The 18,752-nt window shown below is 67.8% G+C and carries 19 protein-coding genes; 11 read left to right on the plus strand and 8 right to left on the minus strand.

Annotation, left to right across the window (positions count from 1 at the left end; translation table 11 throughout):
* Positions 1-45 precede the first annotated feature (45 nt).
* Together AC57B5_RS12555 and AC57B5_RS12560 are read right to left on the minus strand one after the other, a co-directional pair.
* Positions 46-1,005 (minus strand): LLM class oxidoreductase, encoded by a 960-nt coding sequence (locus AC57B5_RS12555; RefSeq protein WP_496399650.1) that lies wholly within the window; start codon positions 1,003-1,005, stop codon positions 46-48.
* Positions 1,006-1,103: 98 nt separating this feature from the next.
* Positions 1,104-1,727 (minus strand): glutathione S-transferase family protein, encoded by a 624-nt coding sequence (locus AC57B5_RS12560; RefSeq protein WP_207476045.1) that lies wholly within the window; start codon positions 1,725-1,727, stop codon positions 1,104-1,106.
* Positions 1,728-1,844: 117 nt separating this feature from the next.
* Between AC57B5_RS12560 and AC57B5_RS12565 the strand changes: the two genes are divergently transcribed.
* From AC57B5_RS12565 to AC57B5_RS12575, 3 genes are read left to right on the plus strand one after another with little or no spacing between them, the layout of a single operon-like run.
* Positions 1,845-2,747, plus strand: a complete 903-nt coding sequence (locus tag AC57B5_RS12565; RefSeq protein WP_496399651.1) for a LysR substrate-binding domain-containing protein — start codon at positions 1,845-1,847, stop codon at positions 2,745-2,747.
* A 29-nt stretch (positions 2,748-2,776) separates the two neighbouring features.
* Positions 2,777-3,244: a MerR family transcriptional regulator gene (locus AC57B5_RS12570; RefSeq protein WP_496399652.1), complete on the plus strand. Its 468-nt coding sequence runs from the start codon at positions 2,777-2,779 to the stop codon at positions 3,242-3,244.
* Positions 3,237-3,692 (plus strand): PaaI family thioesterase, encoded by a 456-nt coding sequence (locus AC57B5_RS12575; RefSeq protein ID WP_046240527.1) that lies wholly within the window; start codon positions 3,237-3,239, stop codon positions 3,690-3,692. Before AC57B5_RS12570 ends, AC57B5_RS12575 begins: the two co-directional genes overlap by 8 nt.
* Positions 3,693-4,041: 349 nt before the next feature.
* On the opposite strand, the gene AC57B5_RS12580 is transcribed toward AC57B5_RS12575, so the two are convergent.
* Both AC57B5_RS12580 and AC57B5_RS12585 read right to left on the minus strand, forming a co-directional pair.
* Positions 4,042-5,157, minus strand: coding sequence for a 3-deoxy-7-phosphoheptulonate synthase (locus AC57B5_RS12580; RefSeq protein ID WP_043825515.1), 1,116 nt, complete (start codon positions 5,155-5,157; stop codon positions 4,042-4,044).
* A 72-nt stretch (positions 5,158-5,229) separates the two neighbouring features.
* Positions 5,230-7,467, minus strand: a complete 2,238-nt coding sequence (locus AC57B5_RS12585) for a hypothetical protein (RefSeq protein ID WP_496399653.1) — start codon at positions 7,465-7,467, stop codon at positions 5,230-5,232.
* A 189-nt stretch (positions 7,468-7,656) separates the two neighbouring features.
* Here AC57B5_RS12585 and AC57B5_RS12590 point away from each other — a divergent pair, with 189 nt between their 5' ends.
* The 5 genes from AC57B5_RS12590 to AC57B5_RS12610 all read left to right on the plus strand — a co-directional run bounded on the left by AC57B5_RS12590 (position 7,657) and on the right by AC57B5_RS12610 (position 12,826).
* Positions 7,657-8,400 carry a GntR family transcriptional regulator gene (locus tag AC57B5_RS12590; RefSeq protein ID WP_012203963.1) on the plus strand — a complete coding sequence of 248 codons (744 nt, stop codon included), beginning with the start codon at positions 7,657-7,659 and terminating at the stop codon, positions 8,398-8,400.
* Positions 8,397-9,215: a 3-hydroxybutyrate dehydrogenase gene (locus AC57B5_RS12595; protein ID WP_496399654.1), complete on the plus strand. Its 819-nt coding sequence runs from the start codon at positions 8,397-8,399 to the stop codon at positions 9,213-9,215. The genes AC57B5_RS12590 and AC57B5_RS12595 overlap by 4 nt, the downstream gene beginning before the upstream one ends.
* Positions 9,216-9,289: 74 nt before the next feature.
* Positions 9,290-10,606 carry a fumarylacetoacetase gene (gene fahA / locus AC57B5_RS12600; protein ID WP_496399655.1) on the plus strand — a complete coding sequence of 439 codons (1,317 nt, stop codon included), beginning with the start codon at positions 9,290-9,292 and terminating at the stop codon, positions 10,604-10,606.
* Between the two features lie 137 nt (positions 10,607-10,743).
* Positions 10,744-12,324, plus strand: a complete 1,581-nt coding sequence (locus AC57B5_RS12605; RefSeq protein WP_496399656.1) for an SPOR domain-containing protein — start codon at positions 10,744-10,746, stop codon at positions 12,322-12,324.
* A 151-nt stretch (positions 12,325-12,475) separates the two neighbouring features.
* Positions 12,476-12,826 (plus strand): I78 family peptidase inhibitor, encoded by a 351-nt coding sequence (locus tag AC57B5_RS12610; RefSeq protein WP_013803790.1) that lies wholly within the window; start codon positions 12,476-12,478, stop codon positions 12,824-12,826.
* A gap of 76 nt (positions 12,827-12,902) precedes the next feature.
* Here the strand turns inward: AC57B5_RS12610 and hemW are convergent, their stop codons facing one another.
* The 4 genes from hemW to AC57B5_RS12630 form a co-directional block, all read right to left on the minus strand.
* A complete protein-coding gene (gene hemW / locus AC57B5_RS12615; RefSeq protein WP_199138552.1) occupies positions 12,903-14,147 on the minus strand; it encodes a radical SAM family heme chaperone HemW in 1,245 nt (414 codons plus the stop codon).
* Complete coding sequence (locus tag AC57B5_RS12620; protein ID WP_496399657.1) at positions 14,144-14,746, minus strand: non-canonical purine NTP pyrophosphatase; 603 nt, start codon at positions 14,744-14,746, stop codon at positions 14,144-14,146. The genes hemW and AC57B5_RS12620 overlap by 4 nt, the downstream gene beginning before the upstream one ends.
* A gap of 99 nt (positions 14,747-14,845) precedes the next feature.
* Positions 14,846-15,751, minus strand: coding sequence for a PP2C family protein-serine/threonine phosphatase (locus AC57B5_RS12625; protein ID WP_012203956.1), 906 nt, complete (start codon positions 15,749-15,751; stop codon positions 14,846-14,848).
* A complete protein-coding gene (locus AC57B5_RS12630) occupies positions 15,748-16,779 on the minus strand; it encodes a serine/threonine protein kinase (protein WP_012203955.1) in 1,032 nt (343 codons plus the stop codon). Before AC57B5_RS12630 ends, AC57B5_RS12625 begins: the two co-directional genes overlap by 4 nt.
* Before the next feature lie 89 nt (positions 16,780-16,868).
* Between AC57B5_RS12630 and AC57B5_RS12635 the strand changes: the two genes are divergently transcribed.
* The 3 genes from AC57B5_RS12635 to rpoZ are packed head-to-tail and all read left to right on the plus strand — an operon-like array spanning position 16,869 to position 18,658.
* Positions 16,869-17,762, plus strand: coding sequence for a YicC/YloC family endoribonuclease (locus AC57B5_RS12635; protein WP_071954590.1), 894 nt, complete (start codon positions 16,869-16,871; stop codon positions 17,760-17,762).
* A gap of 44 nt (positions 17,763-17,806) precedes the next feature.
* Positions 17,807-18,436: a guanylate kinase gene (gene gmk, locus AC57B5_RS12640; protein WP_496399658.1), complete on the plus strand. Its 630-nt coding sequence runs from the start codon at positions 17,807-17,809 to the stop codon at positions 18,434-18,436.
* Positions 18,437-18,454: 18 nt separating this feature from the next.
* Positions 18,455-18,658 (plus strand): DNA-directed RNA polymerase subunit omega, encoded by a 204-nt coding sequence (rpoZ, locus tag AC57B5_RS12645; protein WP_012203952.1) that lies wholly within the window; start codon positions 18,455-18,457, stop codon positions 18,656-18,658.
* Positions 18,659-18,752 lie beyond the last annotated feature (94 nt).

Here is an 18,752-nt window from a genome sequence, read left to right on the forward strand (position 1 = left end):
GATGCAAGCTTGCCGCGGCCCGGCCATTCCTGCCCCGGCCTGCGTTCACCAGTCAGCCGCCACTGCCGTCAGCCCTTCGTGAGAGGGAAAGTGCGGCAGCACCTCCTGGGCCAGTTCCTCCAGCACCTCGGCGGGCGGGCGCTGTGACCACTGGATGCCCAGCGCCGCGTGGTTCACCCCCGCCGCCTGCCACTGTTCGAGCAATGCCACCAGTCCCTTGCGCCCGGTGCGCAGGACATAGCCCCCATGCAACGGGGTTGGGGGATGGCCGGGGTCATCGACCAGGTCGATCCACTCATTCGTCATGTGCGGGCGGAATGCGCCTCCAGGGATCAGGTCACGCCAGGCACGGATTTTTTCCGCCAGGTGCTGAGGCCCCCGGGGGGTATGGGTGGCACCGGGGTAGGTCAGCCAGCCATCTGCATGCTCTGCAATCCATGGCAGCGATTGGCCTGACGATCCCGTCACCATCAGCGGAATGCTCCCTGCAACGGGCTGGGGGAGAAACTCGGCACCTTCCAGGCGCCCCAGCGGGGAATCGATGTCCAGGAGCCCAGGCGGCATGAGCTGGCGCATATAGGCCACGGCCTGGGAAAAGCGCTGTGCCCGGGCCGCGTGTTCCAGTCCGTAGGCGGGAAACTCCATCGGCCTGTCGCCAGAGGCCAAGCCCATCACCAGCCGGCCGCCGGAGAGCTGGTCAATGCTTGTGGCGGCCTTGGCCAGGTCGATCGGATGGCGCAGGGAGACGATGGCGCTGCCCGTGGCCAAGGCGATCTTGCGGGTACGGGCAGCCAGGAAGGACAGGTAGGTGAAGGGGTCGAACACCTGCCCTGCGTCCCCGAACGAGGGATCGAACAAGGGGACATCGCGCACCCACACGGCGGCAAAGCCATGCTGGTCGATGCGGTTGACCAGATCGGCCTGCCCGCGCAGCACCGACATGTCGCCCTTGTAGCTGCGCAGCGGCAGGAAGATGCCCACGGTCAGCCGGTCTGGTGCAAACATGCGCCGATAGCCAGGGTGTGCGTAGAACGAGGCATAGGAAGCCCCACCCGTGCGCGGGGAGACAGGAGTTGCGTTCATTGTCTGGACCTGACTCGTGTTCATGCGCCGGTTGCCGGTGCCGGCAGCGTGATGCCCTTGCGCACCGCAGGTCGGGCCGCGACCCGCTCATGCCATGCGCTCAGATGGCGGTGCCGGCTGAAGTCGAAGTGGATGATTCGCGCGATGTGCATCCAGCCGAAATGGGCAATGTCTGCAATGGAGTAGCAGTCGCCCGCCAGGTAGGGGCTGCCTTGCAACGCGTGGTCCAGCACCGTGAACGCCTCCTCCGTCAGGCGCCGGTAGCGTTCGATTGCGGCAGGAACTGGGCTGTCCGCGAACAGCTCGAAGTGCACGCGCTGGCCCAGCAGCGGCCCGACACTGGACGCATGGAATTGCAGCCATTTGATCGCCTCCCAGCGGGCCTGCAGGTCCTCTGGCAGCAGCTGTCCGGTCCTGTCGGCCAGGTACAGAAGAATGGCCGCTGACTCAAACAACACCACCCCCGTCTCGGTGTCCGTGAGCACGGGAATGCGGCCATGGGGATTCAGCGCCAGAAAGGCCGGCTGCCGGTGCTCGCCTTCATCGATGCGCACATGGTGCAGCTGGTAAGGCAGCGAAAGCTCTTCAAGCGCAATGGTCACCTTGAAGCCATTGGGGGAGCTGTCTGAATAGAGATGGAGCATTTGAATTTTAGATAAACTGAATTCATAGAATCACTGGAAAGACTTATTCTCAACAGATATACATCTAGTTAAAAGCGATGATTTCTGCTCCATGAATTTAGTAAATCTAAAAATAAGATGACCTATCCATTGCAGGCGCTGCGCACTTTCGTGGAAGTGGGGCAGCGCAAAAGCGTCAAGGCTGCGGCGCAGGCCCTGCACGTCACGCCCGGCGCCGTCAGCCAGCAGATCCGCGTGCTGGAAGACCGCCTGGGAGTGGTGTTGCTGGAGCGTGAGCGCCTTGGCATGCGGCTGACCGAGGCAGGCGCCAGCGTGTTCCCCAGGCTGCGCGAAGCGTTTCTTCAAATCGACCAGGTTATGCACGACCTGGAAAGCACCAAGGCAAGACGGAGCCTGACCGTCAGCACGGTCGCCACGTTTGCAGCCTCCTGGCTGGTGCCCCGGCTGGGGCGTTTCAAGCAATTGCACCCGGACATCGAAATCCGCGTGGAGGCCACGTCGGAACTGGTGGACCTGCGGCGCGACCGGGTGGACGTGGCCTTGCGCCATGGGCTGGGAGACTATCCGGGGCTGGAGGTTCTCCCCCTCATGGCGCCGGTTCTGACGCCCGTCGCCTCGCCAGGATTCCTGAAGGCGCAAGGGGCAGTGATCCATGAGGCCGGCGATTGCCTCAGCTACCCCCTCCTGCATGACGGCGACCGCGCAGACTGGCCGCTCTGGCTGAAAGCGCATGGCGTGGCGGGCGACCTGCGCGCGGAGCGCGGCAGTGCCTTTGACGATGACTTCCTGCTGATCCGTGCGGCAGAGGCTGGCCAGGGCCTGGCGCTGGTGCCGCAGGCCTATGCCCAGGAAGAAATCGCGGCGGGCCGGCTCATCCAGGTGCTGGACAAGCCATGGCCCGCACGATTTGCCTACTACGCGGTGACGCGGCCCGGGGCGGCCGACCGCCCCGAAGTGCGCGCGTTCCTGGACTGGATTCGCGACGAGGCGGGAAAAAACCTGTCACCTCCCCAACCCTAGCCCAACACGAGCCTTGCTAGCCTTGGCACATGCTGATCTCCGAACTCGCCCAGCTCACGGGCGTCTCCATCCACGCGCTGCGGCACTACGAGCGCGCGGGCCTGCTCAAGCCACGGCGCCTGCCCAATGGCTACCGCGACTATCCGCGCTCGGCCCGGCGCGAGGTGGCGTTCATCGCCATGTCCCGCGCGCTGGGATTCGGGCTGCCGCGCATTGCGGAGAACCTGCGCGCCTGGCGTGCGGGGCGCATAGGCCCCGGTGACCTGGCCGATGCCGTGCAGCAGCGCGTGCAGGAGATCGATGAACAGATCGCCGCGCTGCAGGCCCAGCGCGCCCAGGCCCTGGACCATGTGCAGTGGCTGCGCGCCCGCCAGGCCGAGCGGGATCTGGCGCAGACGGCACCGGCCCCAGCCAGCACCCCCGACAAACCCGCCGCGCCCTGGCCGCGCGTGCGCCGTGCCGCTTCACCCACCACGAAGGAGACAAGCCATGACTGAGCCGACCACCCACCCCACCCCATCCACCCAGGCGCTGCAGAAGGCCGTGCTGGCCATGCCCATGGCGCGCACCCTGGGCCTGCGCTTCGTGCGGGCCGAGCCCGGCGCCACCGAGCTGGAGATGCCCATTGCCGATGCCCTGTGCTTTCAGCCGGGCCAGTTGCAGGCCACGGCGATCTTTGCGCTGGGCGACTTTGCGGCGGTGTCGGCCGCAGGCTCTGTGCTACCGCCAGGCTGGGCCAATGCCACGGTGGACGGCAGCGTCAAGCTCTTCGCCCCCGCACGCGGCACCCACCTGCGGGCGCGCGGCCGCGTGGTGGATGCCGGCCGCGTGCTCAGCATCTGCGCAGCCGACCTGTACGCGGTGGCCGAGGATGGGCATGAAACGCATTGCGCCACCTGGCTGGGCACGGCGCGCAATCTGGAGCCGAGGCCCGTGCGGGCCTGAGAACGATCCCCCGGTCTCCCCACCCCGTATGTCAGCGCCTGCGTCGTGGCGGTTGCGGGGTTGCAGTCCTGCCGAAGGACAGGACTGTTTCGTGATCTGACTTGCCGCAGTTGTTTGAGCGGCGCGCGAAGCGCAAAGCGAGTTCTGCGGCAAACCCCGCAGCCGCCACGACGCAGGTTGCCCGCAGCGAAGCGGAGGGTCGCGGACATCCGGGTCGCCTTCTTTGATCTGACCTTTCTTGGCGAATCAAGAAAGGGCAGTCGGCTGCCGGGCCGAGACCCGGCCTCGAAAAGGAACCGCCCGGCAGGGTCAAAAAACAGCCCCCAGGCGGACCCCCCTCTTTAAAAGCTCACCCCCGCAGCTTCGCCCGCCGCGCCTTCACCGCCGCAGCCAGCTGCTCCAGCACAGGCACGGTCTGCTCCAGGCTGATGCAGGCATCGGTCACGGACACGCCATGCGCCAGCGGCTGGCCGTCCACGATGTCCTGCCGCCCTTCCTGCAGGTGGCTTTCGATCATCAGCCCCGTAATGCGGGCATCGCCACCGGCAATCTGCTGGGCCACGTCGGCCGCCACGTCGATCTGGCGGCGGTGCTGCTTGCTGCTGTTGGCGTGGGAGACATCGATCATGACCTGCGGGCGCAGGCCTGCGCCTTCCAGCAGGGCGCAGGCGGCCTGCACATGCTCGGCGCCGTAGTTGGGCTGCTTGCCGCCGCGCAGGATGACGTGGCAGTCGCCATTGCCGCGGGTCTCGAAGATGGCGGACTGGCCCATCTTGGTCATGCCCATGAAGGCGTGGGGCGCGCTGGCCGCCTGGATGGCATCGCTGGCCACCTTGACGCCGCCGTCCGTGCCGTTCTTGAAGCCCACGGGGCAGGACAGGCCACTGGCCAGCTGGCGGTGGCTCTGGCTTTCCGTGGTGCGCGCGCCGATGGCGCCCCAGCTGACCAGGTCGCTGATGAATTGCGGCGACAGCAGGTCCAGGAATTCCGTGCCCACGGGCAGGCCCAGGGCCAGCACGTCCAGCAGCAGGGCGCGAGCCATTTCCAGGCCTTCGTTGATGGCGAAGCTGCCGTCCAGGTGCGGGTCGTTGATGTAGCCCTTCCAGCCTACGGTGGTGCGGGGCTTCTCGAAGTAGACGCGCATGACCACGAGCAGCTCGCCGGCCAGGGCGTCGGCCTGGGCCTTGAGCTGGCGCGCATAGTCCATGGCCTGGTCGTGGTCGTGGATGGAGCAGGGTCCGACGACGACGATGAGCCGGTCGTCCCGGCCCTGCAGCACGTCCGAGATGGCGGCGCGGCTGGTTTCCACCAGTTGCTGCGCGGCCTCGGGCGCGGGCAGCCATTCCTGCAGCAGGGCCGGGGTGATCAGGGGGCGCACGGCCTTGATGCGCAGGTCGTCGATGCGGGTGGTGTCGTGCGTGCTCAGGGGCACGGCACTGCGTTGTACGTGGGTGGGGGTGGTCATGGCGCTATTGTCGCGCCTTGAGGTTTCCCGACCGGGGCGGGGCAAGTGGCTTGCCCGCCCCTTGGCATCGACTTACTGAGCCGCCGCTGCCGCTGCTGGCGCAGGCGCAGGTGCGGACTCTGGCGCAGCCGGCACAGCGGCCGGTGCCGCGCCGTACTGCCAGCCGGCGGGCAGCAGGCCATCGACCCAGTGCAGGCGCCAGGCCATCAGCGCCAGCAAGGCCACCACGGCCAGCGCCACCAGGGTGTTGCGCAGGCCGTTGCCCTCCGCATAGGGGTCGCCCGCCGTGCGCCGTGCGCCCACCGGCACCTTGGCGGTCTGCGACAGGCTGCGGCCCAGCGGCAGGTTGATGCGCATGCGGCCGTTGATGGCCCAGCCGCTGGCGTCCAGGATGGGCCCCAGGCTGCGCTGGCGCAGCTTGAGCCAGGCAATCATCATGCTGGGCCCTGAGATGGCGGCGATGAGGCCGACCAGGGCCACGGGAATCCAGGGTCCCAGGTCGATGAACTTGCCGAAGATGCCCACCAGCACGGCGCTGATGGAGCCCAGGGCCACGCCCAGGGCGGCCACGGTGCCCACATCGGTCTTGCGCGATGCGGCCGCAGCCGTGGCGGCTGTGGCGTTGGCCGCAGCGGTGCCGGGCGCCGTGACCAGCTGGCCGGCCTGCGTGCCCAGGCTGGCGGTCACGCCCTCTTCCTTGGCCGAGGCGCGCTTGGCCACCTGTTCCTCCACCATGCGCAGGAATTTCTTGTAGGGCAGGAAGAAGGCCTGGCCGATGCTGGTGGGGTTCTCGATGAGCTTGACGATGGTGGCGTCCCAGTCGTTGCCCGCGCGGTCATAGAACACGCCGTTGCGGCCCACGAAGAGAAAGTCCACATCGCCCGCCGTGAAGGCCGCGACGATGGCTTTCTTCTTGCCCTCGCGCCGCAGCTCGCAGTAGGCCAGGCAGGTCTTGGCACGGCCGGCCAGCGCGGCGTGGGCGGCCGTGTCGCTCACTTCCACGGTCAGGTCGCAGCTGCGCGCATCCAGGTAGAGCGTGCCGGCCTGGAAGGCCGCGCCCTCGCGCCGGTAAAAGAGGCTGAACGAGACGAAGTTGTTGAGCAGCACCAGCAGGTCGCGCTGCAGGCGGATGAGCTTTTCCAGCGCCACGGCCTGCAGGCTGTGTTCCTTCTCGGACTCGTCCTGGGCGATGAGGTCCAGCAGCGCGGCTTCCTGCCCGCCGTCCAGCAGCGCCTGCACCTCCTGTTGCGACAGGGCATCGAGCGGCGTGGCGGGCCGGGCCGCCAGCCATTGGCGGCAGGGCTGCAGGGCGGCCTTGACCTGCTCCCACTGCGCGGCGGTGATCTCCTGCAGGTCTTCGCCCAGCACGGGCTGCACGGCCTGCTCGCGCAGGGCCTGCAGCGCGCCGGCCCAGGCGGGGTTGACGCCCTGGGCCAGCGGCAGCGCTCGGTCGGCCGCCACGGCGGCCAGCGGCAGGGCGGCAATGGCCTGGGCGCCGCTGTCCAGCACTTCGCGGCCCAGGGCGGCATAGCCTTCGATGGAGGGGTTGAGCGGGTCCTGCGCGCGTGTGTCGAAGGCGGCCAGCCGCGTGCGTGCGAAGAAGTCGTCCACCTTGGCCTGCACCGCGTCCACGGCGCGGGCGGCGGCCAGGGCCTGGTCGCGCTCGGCAATGCCGCAGCCCAGGGCCTCGGCGCCTGCATGCCAGTCGCGCAGGGAACGCAGGTCGGCATAGAAGGACTCGGCCTGCTTGCGTGCGATGCCGGCCACGCCATCGGCGCCCGCCGCCGTGCCATAGGCCTTGCCGATGCGCTCGACCAGCGCGGCCAGCGCCTTGTCGTCCCCGGCGGTGGCGGGGCTGACGATGCCGTCGCCATTGAAGCGCATGGCCGCCAGGGAGGCCAGGCGCTCGCGCACCTGGGCCAGGCTTAGCGCGGAGCCGCCGGCCTGGCCGGACAGGGCCAGCATGCGCTCGGCCTCGGCATGCAGCAGGGCGCCCTGCTCGCTGTCGCGCTCCAGGCTGGACAGTTGCAGCACGTCGCCGCCATCGGCCAGCACCTGGGGATCACGCACGCGCGCCACGGCCCATTGGCAGGCGGCAATCAGTTCGGGCGGGCGGATGCGGCCGTCCTTGTCCTCGTCGATCAGGTCCAGCGTGTCGCTGTCGAACTCGATGCCGCGCGTGGGGCAGGCCAGGGCCACCCACAGCTTCTGGTCCAGCTCGCCGATGTGCGCAATGTCCTGCCCGGTGCGGATGACCACCTGGTCCACTCCACCGGCGCGAAAAAACTCCCAAGCATGTTGCTGCTGCATGAAATACCCAACGGCCGCTCTGGCCAACATTCAAAAAACGAAAACGAAAAACCGAAAAAGGGCCGCAGTTTAAAAGTCATTCGGCCTGCTCAATTGAAGACATTTGTCAACGATGGGCGTCAGCACAGGCTGTCAGGGCTGACGCTTTGTGTGAAAATAAAAGCACTGAATAGATACTTTATTGCCTCCATGCCCTCCAACTCCACCGCGTCGGCCCCTCAACAAGGCCGGGACAAGCTGCACCTGCAGCTGGCGCGGCTGTTCCGCAGCAAGGTGTCCACGGGCGCCTGGCCCGTAGGCAGCGCCATTCCCACGGTGCAGGAGCTGGAGGCGCTGCATGGCGTGTCGCGCACCACGGTGCGCATGGCACTGGGCGCCCTGGTGGCAGAGGGCCTGCTGCTCACGCGCAAGCGCGGCGGCACGCGGGTGATCGCGGCGCCCTACAAGCCGCCGTCCTTTCTGCTGCCCACCAGCTGGAAGGAGCTGGTGGCCTTTGGCGCCCACATCGGCCAGATCACCCTGCACACCGGGCGCGACTGCCTGCCGCCGATTCCCGAAGGCTTCCCCGACGTGGGCCGCATGGCCCCCGCCTACGTGCACCTGCTGCGCGTGTACGACCATGACGCGGCGCGGTTCTGCCTGTCGCAGCTGTACCTGGAGCAGGAACTGTTCCCCGAGATCGAGGCCCAGCTGGAGCGCAGCTCCCTGGCCGTGGCCCTGAGCAGCGACCCCTCGCGCATTGCCGTGGCGCGCCAGCACCTGAGCGTGGCACCGGCCGACGAACTGGCCGCCGAGCACCTGGGCGTGGCCCTGGGCACGCCGCTGATGCAGGCGCTGCGCTGGGCCTGCAACGCCGATGGGCTGCTGATCTACTGGGCGAGGGTCCGCTTTCTCAGCGAGTACGTGCATATGGAAATGGATCTTCTGAAATGAACCCCACCCCCTCCTCCCCGGCTTGCCGCCCGCATGCGGGCCGCGTGGCCTGGATCACCGGCTCGACCAGCGGCATCGGCCTGGCCGTGGCGCGCCATCTGGCCAGCGAGGGCGCAGCCATCGCGCTGCATGGCCAGGCCGCCGCTTCTGCCGAGACCGATGCGCTGGTGCGCGAGATCGCCCAAACGCATGGCGTGCCGGTGCGCCACTACGGCCTGGACCTGCGCGACGGCAGCGCCATCGCACCGCTGGCGCAGCGCATTGCGGCCGAGCTGGGGCCCATCGACATCCTGGTCAACAACGCAGGCATGCAGCATGTGAGCGCGCTGCTCGAATTCCCGGCCGGCAAGTGGGATGAGCTGCTGGCCGTCAATCTCTCGGCGCCCTTCCACGCCATCCAGGCCTGCGCGCCGCAGATGCTGGAGCGCGGCTGGGGCCGCATCATCAATATCGCCTCGGTCAGTGGGCTGGTGGGCGTGGCGCGCAAGCCGGCCTATGTGGCCAGCAAGCACGGGCTGATCGGGCTGACCAAGTCGGTGGCGCTGGAGTTCGCCACCACGCCCGTGACCTGCAACGCCATCTGCCCCGGCTGGGTGCTGACGCCGCTGGTGCAACGACAGATCGATGCGCTGGCCGCGCGCGAGGGGCTGGATGCCGACGCGGCGGCGCGCCAGCTGCTGGGCGCCAAGCAGCCCTCCCAGGCCTTCGTGACCGTGGAGCAGGTGGCGGCGCTGGCCGGTTTCCTGGCCAGCGAGCAGGCCGCCCAGGTGCGCGGCGCACACTGGAACATGGATGGCGGCTTTGCCGCTGCCTGACCCCGCCACGCTCGCCCTGCCCCGCCAAACCCCTTTTCATACCAACGACAGACAAACCCAACCAGGAGAGACAGATGTCCTTGAACGAAACCCATGACGCAGGCCTGCGCAGCTGGGTGGCCTCGGCCAATACCGGCGCCAGCGACTTCCCTATCCAGAACCTGCCGTTTGCGGTGTTCCGCCGCGCAGGCAGCCAGGAGGCCTGGCGCGGCGGCGTGGCCATTGGCGACCAGGTGCTGGACCTGGCGCGCGCCAGCGCCCTCAAGGCCCTGGGCGATGCCGTGCAGCCGCAGCTGGAAGCCGCTTCGCAACAGCACCTGAACGGCTTCATGGCCATGGGACCGGCCGCCTGGTCGACCCTGCGCCTGGCGCTGTCGCGCGCGCTGCGCGAAGGCGCTGCCGCGCAAGCGGCCCTGCAGGATTGCCTGGTGGCCCAGTCCGACGTGGAATACACGGTGCCGGCCCAGGTCGGCGACTACACGGACTTCTATACCTCGGTGCACCACGCCACCAACGTCGGCAAGCTGTTCCGCCCGGACAACCCGCTGATGGAGAACTACAAGTGGGTGCCCATCGGCTACCACGGCCGTGCGTCCAGCCTGCGCGTGTCGGGCGTGGACTTCCGCCGCCCCATGGGCCAGCTGAAGGCACCCGACGCCGCCGCGCCCGCGCTCAAGCCCTGCGCACGCCTGGACTATGAGCTGGAGATGGGCATCTACACCGGCGCCGGCAACGCCTGGGGCGAGGCGATTTCCATGGACGAGGCAGAGAACCACATCTTCGGCCTGTGCCTGCTCAACGACTGGTCGGCGCGCGACATCCAGGCCTGGGAGTACCAGCCGCTGGGCCCCTTCCTGTCGAAGAACTTCGCCACCACGGTCTCGCCCTGGATCGTGACGCTGGAGGCGCTGGAGCCCTACCGCACGGCGTTCACGCGGCCCGCCGCCGATCCCCAGCCCCTGCCCTACCTGAGTTCGGCCGCCAACTCCGAGCGCGGCGCGTTCGACGTGCAGCTGAGCGTGGCGCTGGAGACCGGCCGCATGCGCGCCGAAGGCCAGGCCGCCCAGCAAATCACCCACACCAGCTACCGCCACGCCTACTGGACCATGGCCCAGCTGGTGGCCCACCACAGCGTCAACGGCTGCGACCTGCAGCCCGGCGACCTGCTGGGCACGGGCACGCTGTCCGGCCCCACCTCCAGCGAGGCCGGTGCGCTGCTGGAGCTGACCGAAGGCGGCAAGAAGCCCGTGGCCCTGGCCAATGGCGAGAGCCGCACCTTCCTGCAGGATGGCGATGCCGTGATCCTGCGCGGCTGGTGCGAGAAGCCGGGCGCCGCGCGCATCGGCTTCGGCGAGTGCCGCGCCACCGTGCTGCCCGCGCGCCAGGCCTGATGGCAAAGGCAGATCGATCGGGGTCGATTGATCTGCGCGATTGATCTGCGCGATTGGTCTGACCGATTGATTCACCCGATCGATCCGCCCGAATGTCGTGATTCCGACAGCCATGAGTGCATGACACAATTGCTGACATGCCCGCCCCATCGGAAGACGCCATCTCAGCACCTCCCGCCACCATCGACTTCGGAAGGCAGGCGGCCCCTGCCCGGCAGGAGCCCGCCTTTGCCGAGCCCGGCAGTGCCAGCAGGCCCGACACGGCCGACTCTCCCAAGAGCCCCAGCAAACTGCCGCCCTCGATAGCCAGCGCCTTCGCCGCCGCAGCCTACGCGCTGCAGCACGGCGATGACGGCACTGCCCCCAACGAGCGGGCAGGCGCCGGCGCACATTCCGGCGCCACCAGCTTTACGGGCGGACAGGGCACCGGCCTGATGCCGGGCCTGTACGCCAGCCTGATTGGCGAGCCCTCACGCGACTACTACCTGCGCCTGTTCGAGCGCTTCGATGCGCTGGGCAAGCCCTTGCCTACCTGGAACCTGGCCGCAGGCCTGTTCACCCTGCCCTGGTGCGGGCTGCGCGGGCTGTGGCAAGAGGGCGGCCTCTATGCGCTGGCCGCCGGCGGCACGGGCCTGGTCTGGGGCCTGCTGCTGCGCCCCGCGCTGGGCCTGCCCCCGGCGATTGCCCACGGCATCGATGCCACGCTGATCCTGCTGGCCGTTGCCATTCCCGGCCTGGGCGCCAATGCCCTGTACTGGCACCATGTGCGCCGCCACACGCTGCAAGCCATTGGCGAGGCCCCCAACATGGCCGCAGCGCACGAACGCCTGGCCCGCCGCGCGGCCACGCCCCTGCGCAAGCGGCTGGCCGTGGCGGCCGGTGCGGTGCTTGCCGCCGCTGCCGGTGCAGGCATCTGGGCGCTGTCGGGCATGCCACATTTCATGGCGGCACAGACCGAGGTGATCCCGTCCGAGGTGACTCCGTCCGAATCCATACCGGCCGCTGCACCAGTTTCGCCAGCTGCACCAGCCGTGGCGCCAACGCCCGCCGCAGCCGTACCCGCCGTTGAAACGCCAAGGACGGAACCGGCGCCCACACCCGCCCCTACTCCCGCCCCCACTCCCTCCCCCATACCCCAGCCGCAAGAGCCGGCTACCCAGACCGAGGCGCGCCCTGATCCGCAAGCGCCCTTGCCCGCTGCCGGCAGCACCGTCTCCGGCACGGTCGAACCCATGCCCGTCGTGGCAGCGGCCGGCGCCGCGGGTGCCGTCGCGGCCACTGCAGCGGCAGCCATTCCCGTCAAGGCCGCGTTGGTGCCAGCCAAAGCACCTGCACCTACGCCTGCGCCAACGCCCGCCAAGCCCTCCAAGGTGGCGGCTGAAACCAAACCAGCCAAGCCCGCCGAACCCGTCGCAAAGGCCCCGGCACCTGCCAAGGCCGCCTCGGCGGCTCTGGAGCCGGGCAACTACTACATCAACATCGGCGTGTTCTCTGAAGCTGGCAATGCCGGGCGCGTGGTGGAGCGGCTGGAGAAAGCCAAGCTGCCCACGCTCAGCCAGACCCTGCACAGCAACAAGGGCGAGATCGTGCGCGTGCGCTCAGGCCCCTTTGCCAAGCAGCGCAGCGCCGATCAGGCGGCCGCCAAGATACGCGCCATGGGCATGGAGGCCACGGTCTTCCACCACGCCCCCGCGGAAGGCCGCAGCGCGCGGCGCTGAAGCCTTTGCTGCCACCTGTTACTTCCGCATGCCTTCGGCTTCGCCTTGGCCCGGCTCAGCCCGGCTAAGGTATGCGGCATTGTCCGAGGCAGCGCGCCCGCGGCTGCCCTGATACTGCGCAGCAACACCCCATGAATCGAGGAGACAGACCATGCCGATGACCGCCCCCGCCCTCCAACGCCGTCTTGCCGCCCTGGCCCTGCTGGGCGCCACCACCCTGGTGGCAGGCTGCGCCGGCATGAGCAATCCTTTTGGTGGCAGCGGCGGCGGCGCGGCGCAACCGGCCCCGCGCCCCGTGCAGGTCTGCAATGCGGCATCGGCGCAGTCCTTCGTGGGCAAGAGCAATACCTCGGCCACGCTGGAGGCCGCCCGCAAGCAGTCGGGCGCCTACATGGCCCGCGTGCTGCGCGAAGGCCAGCCAACGACGATGGAGTTCAACCAGGAACGCCTGAACCTGGTGGTCGACGGCACAGGCCGCATCGTGGCCGTGCGCTGCGGCTGATCGCCGACCGATTGCGCTGTGGCGCTGGATGAAAAAAGGACGCCGAGGCGTCCTTTTTCAATGGTCGTTGGCCCGCTCACTCCGCCAGGAACAACTCCTGCAGATCGCTGAGGAAATCAAAGCCCCGCTCCGTGGGCACCACCCGTCCCAGGTCGCGCGTGATCAGGCCCTTGGCCTGTGCGGCGTCCAGCCCCTTGGCGATGGAGGACAGCGGCAGGCCCGTGCGCTCCATGAACTCCTGCAGCGCAAAGCCTTCGCGCAGGCGCAGCGCGTTGAGCATGTACTCGAAGGGCAGGTCGGCACGGCGCACCTCGCCGTCCTGCGCCAGCGGCGCGCCGGCCAGGGCCTGGTCCATGTAGCGCGCGGGATCGCGAAAGCGCACCTGGCGCACGATGCGGTGCGCAAAACTGAGCTTGCTGTGCGCGCCCGCGCCTATGCCCAGGTAGTCGCCGAACTGCCAGTAGTTGCGGTTGTGCCAGCACTGGTGGCCCTCACGCGCATAGGCCGAGATCTCGTAGCGCTGCATGCCCGCGGCAGCGGTGCGCGCGGTGATGCGGTCCAGCATGTCGTAGGCCAGGTCGTCCTCGGGGATGGCCGGCGGAAACTTGGCGAAATACGTATTGGGCTCGATGGTCAGGTGATAGACCGACAGGTGCGGCGGGGCGAAGGACATGGCCACATCCAGGTCCCGCGCCAGGTCCAGTTCGGTCTGGCCGGGCAGCGCGTACATCAGGTCGATGTTGAAGGTCTCGAAGCTGTCGGCCGCCTCGCGCACGGCCGCACGCGCCTGGGCGCCGTCGTGCACGCGGCCCACGGCCTGCAGCAGGCGGTCGTCAAAGCTCTGCACGCCAATGGACAGCCGCGTGACACCGGCCGCGCGGAAGGCGCGGAAGCGGTCGGTCTCGAAGGTGCCGGGGTTGGCCTCCATGGTGATCTCGCAGTCGGCCTCCATGCGCAGGCGCGCGCGGATGGCGGCCAGCAGCCGGTCGATGGACTCGGGCGCGAACAGGCTGGGCGTGCCGCCACCGATGAAGATGCTGTGCACGGTGCGGCCCCAGATCAGCGGCAGCGCGCTCTCCAGGTCGGCGACCAGGGCGTCGATGTAGCGGTCTTCGGGCAGCTCGGGGCCGTCGCGGCCATGCTCGTGCGAGTTGAAGTCGCAGTACGGGCACTTGCGAATGCACCAGGGCAGGTGCACATACAGCGACAGCGGCGGCAGGCTGCCCAGCTGCAGCGTGCCGGGGCGCATGTAGTGCTGGATGTCGCGCTGCACGGCGGCCTGGGCGCCGGAGGCCGAATCCTGGGGCTGGATGGGAATCATCGTACCCAGCGCTCGCGCACGAGTTCGATCATCTGCAGCGTGGCGCGGCCGCGGTGGCTGTGCGCGTGCTTCACGGCCGGGTCTATCTCGGCAAAGGTCTGGCCCAGCTCGGGGATGTACATCACGGGGTCGAAGCCGAAGCCCTGCGTGCCACGGCGCTCGGTGGTGATCTCGCCGAGCACACGGCCCATGGCGATCAGCGGTTCGGGGTCCCTGGCGCTGCGCACGCCCACCAGGGTGCTGACCATGGCGGCGCGGCGGTCGGCCACGCCCTGCATCTGCTCCAGCAGGGCGCGCACGTTGTTGTCGTCGCTTTTCTCGTAGCCGAACTGCGTGCAGTAGTAGGCCGTGTCCACGCCCGGCAGGCCGCCGAAGTGCGAGACGCACATGCCGGCGTCGTCGGCAATGGCGGGCAGGCCCGTGCGCTCGGCCGCGAAGCGGGCCTTGGACAGCGCGTTCTCCACGAAGGTGCAATGCGGCTCGGGCGCCTCGCCCTCGAACAGGTCGCCCTGGCGAATCAGTTCAACGCCCAGCGGGGCGAACATGGCTTGCAGCTCGGCGAGCTTGCCGCGGTTGTTGGAGGCCAACACAATCTTCATCGTAGAAATCCAGTCGGGCGCCCGTGCGCCCTTTGTCGTCAATAGGTTCGGTAGTCCATGCGCGCCACCGGCACCGCTGCTGCGGGCCGGCAGCGGCGTTCAGCGCTTGAACTGGCGCTCGGCCGAGCGGCGTATCGCCTCGTTGATCTCGGCGATGGAGCGCTCGATGGCGGCGTCATCCAGCTCATCTTCCAGGTCTTCGATTGGCCCCCCCTGGATCGTGGATTCAAACGCGTCGTTCTCGATGTCCTGGGTGGAGATGCCCATGGTGGACTCGAAGGCGTCGGGCGTCTCCCACTCCATGGCGATGGCCGTGACGTTGTCGCTGGCATCGCCCGCGTTGCGCAGCGCCGTTTCCACCAGCTGGGGGATGGCCTGGGACACGGTGCGGCCGTGCAGGGTGCGCATCAGGTGCCCTTCGTCCACGCTGCCCCACAGGCCGTCGGAGCACAGCAGCAGCTTGTCGCCCTGCTCCAGCCGGCGCGGCTCGGTTACGTCGTAGATGGGCTTGGACGGCGAGCCCAGGCAGGTGAACAGCACATTGCGGCTGGATGTCTTGAGCTGCGCGGCGATCTCGCCCATCTCCAGATAGGAGTGGTCACGCGTGCGCACCAGCAGCTCGCCACCGCGCACCAGGTACAGGCGCGAGTCGCCGCAGTGGATCCAGGTGATCTTGCCCTTCTGGATGACGGCCGCCACCAGCGTGGTGCGCGGCGTATCGATCATGCCCTTGGCGCTGGCGTAGCGCAGGATCTGCCGGTGCGCATGCAGCAGCGCATCGACCAGAAAGCCCTGCGGATCGTCCAGCAGCGGCTTGGCCTGGCGCTGGAAATGCACGGACATCACCTGCAGCGCCAGCTGCGCGGCGACCTCGCCTTCGGGATGGCCGCCCATGCCGTCGGCCAGCACGAAGAGCACGGCCTCCCGCGTGTAGCAGTAGCCCATGCGGTCTTCATTGAGCGCCCGGCCGCCGCGGCGGCTCAGCTGAAATACCGAAAACCTCATGGCTTGCGCTCCTGGCCGACGGCCGGCAGGCCTGCCGCGCCGCTGATCTTCTGCATGTTCTTCTTGGCGTCGGTCACCAGCGTGTCCAGTTGCAGGCGCATGCGCTCGGAGACACTGAGCTTGGTGTAGCGGCGCTCACCCTCGCGGCTCAATTCCTTTTGCAGCGCAAACACCGACTGCGGGCGCGAGCCCGGGTCCATGGCCATGCACCACTCGACGACTTCGATGAGGTTGTCCGAGTACACGCCGCGCAGCTTGGTCAGCGCCAGCGTGAGCCGGTCCTTGTCCTGGCGCTGCGGCGCCTCGTTGGGCGGAAAGCCCTGCATGCAGGCATAGATGCAGGCGCCAATCGCGTAGATGTCGGTCCAGGGGCCGAGCGACGCATCGCGGCGGTACATCTCAGGCGCAGCAAAGCCCGGCGTGTACATGGGGCGGATGAAGTTGCCTTCCTTGGACAGCACTTCGCGCGCCGCGCCGAAGTCGATCATCACGGCGCGGTCGTCATTGGTGATGAAGATGTTGGCCGGCTTGATGTCCAGGTGCAGCATCTTGTGCTGGTGCACGATGCGCAGGCCGCGCAGCACCTCATCGAACAGCGAGCGGATGGTCGATTCGCGGAACACCTTCTCGGCCTTGAGCTCGCGCGCGGTGACAACGAAGTCCTGCAGGGTGGCACCCTCCAGGTAGTTCATCACCATGTAGACGGTTTCGTTCTCGCGAAAGAAGTTGAGCACGCTGACCACGGAAGCGTGCGAGATCTGTGCAAGGGAACGCCCTTCCTCGAAGAAGCTCTTGAGGCCCAGGCGGTACAGTGAAAGCTTTTCGGGAGCCACGGCGGGCTGCAACTCTCCGGGGGCACGGGTGGCCAGCGATGCGGGCAGGTATTCCTTGATCGCAACCTGCTTGCCCTCTGCATCCAAGGCCAGGTAAACGACGCCGAAACCGCCGGAAGCAAGCCTGCGCACCACCCGATAGCCGCCGATCGTGCTGCCTGGCGGCAATGGCGCCGGCTTGATCTTGGAAGACATTTTTCTCCGGTGAGTCTCAGGGATGAGGCGAAACCCGGATAATCGGGCAATTGCAAGCATCCATCAAAAGTCCAATGCCAGTTTACAGCATGACCGGATACGCCAGTGCCCAGCACGGCGCGTCCGCAGAAGATGGTGGAGCGTCGGGCCGCAACAGCCGGCTCGGTCTGGAGATCCGCTCGGTCAACAGCCGCTTCCTGGATCTTTCGTTCCGCCTGCCCGACGAGTTGCGCGCCCATGAGCCGGCCCTGCGGGCCCTTCTGACCGCCCGCCTCAAGCGCGGCAAGGTCGAAGTGCGCGCCGCCATCGACAACGACGACGGCAACTCCCTGCCCGATCCCTCCACCGCCATGCTGCAGCGCCTGGCCATGCTCCAGGACACCGTCCAGTCATGGCTGCCCGACGCTCGCAGCCTGTCCGTCTCCGACGCACTGCGCCTGGCCAGCAGCGGCGCCAACTCGGCCATCGACTGGAGCAGCATGCTGCCCACGCTGGCAGAGCAGGCCCTGACCGAACTGCTGGAGGCCCGCGCCCGCGAAGGCAAGCGCCTGGCCACCATGCTGCTGGACCGCATCGCCCAGCTGCGCAAGCTCGCGGCAGACGCCACGCCCCTGGTGCCCCAGCTTGTGGAGCAGCAGCGCCTGCGCTTCATGGAGCGCTGGAAGGAAGCGATGGCCCTGGCCGAAGGCGCCGTGGCGCCCGAAGCCGCCCAGGACCGCGCCCTGACCGAGGCCACGGCCTTTGCCATCCGCATCGACGTGGCGGAAGAAGTCACCCGCCTGGACTCGCACCTGGACGAGATCCAGAGCCTGCTCAAGAAGGGCGGCGAGATCGGCAAGCGCCTGGATTTCCTGATCCAGGAACTGCACCGCGAAGCCAACACGCTGGGCTCCAAGTCCGCCACGCTGGAGCTGACCCGCATCAGCGTGGACATGAAGGTGCTGATCGAGCAGATGCGCGAGCAGGTGCAGAACATCGAATAAGCCCATCACAGATGCCCATGCGTAACCAAACTGCGCACAAATCCATGGATTACCCCGGAAACCTCTTTGTCGTCTCGGCCCCCAGCGGGGCCGGCAAGTCCAGCCTGGTGCGAGCCCTGCGCGAGTTCGATGCGCGCGTCTCGCCCTCCGTCTCCCACACCACCCGCGCGCCGCGTGGGCAGGAAAAGCACGGCCGCGAGTACTACTTCGTCTCCGACCAGGAATTCGACACCATGGTGTCGAACAACGCCTTCGTCGAATGGGCGAATGTGCACAGCCGCCGCTACGGCACGGCCAAGAAGGCGCTGGAAGAGCGCATCCAGGTCGGCACCGACGTGCTGCTGGAGATCGACTACCAGGGCGCGCTGCAGGTCAAGGAAGCGTTTCCGAACGCCGTTCTGATCTTCATCCTGCCGCCCAGCTGGGACGAGCTTCGCGCACGCCTGGAAAACCGGGGCGAGGATGCGCCCGAGGTGATCGAACTGCGCCTGACGAACGCGGCCGAGGAGATGGCCCAGGTGGCGAAATTCGACTTCGTTATAATCAACGAATTGTTCGAGAGCGCACTGTTTGATCTCAAGACGATCATCCACGCCCAGCGCCTCAAGTATGCGGCTCAGCGCAGCCGCCGCGCAGAGACCTTCGAGTCTCTCAATATTTCTGTATCCAACTGACGTTTCCCGGAGATCCTGATGGCACGCATCACTGTTGAAGACTGCCTGGAGCAGATCCCTAACCGCTTCCAGCTCGTGTTGGCCGCTACCTACCGCGCCCGCATGCTGAGCCAGGGCCACACGCCCAGGATCGAAACCAAGAACAAGCCCGGTGTCACCGCCCTGCGCGAGATCGCCGAAGGCAAGGTCGGCCTGGAGATGCTGAAGAAGGTTCCGGGCTGATTTGCTGCAAAGCAACACAATGGCCCCACAAAGAGCACCGCACAGCGGTGCTTTTTTTACATGAAGCCTGCACAAACCCGCATGCACGCTACAT

This window comes from Delftia sp. BGA-UO-ETr-SB1 (assembly GCF_059567865.1).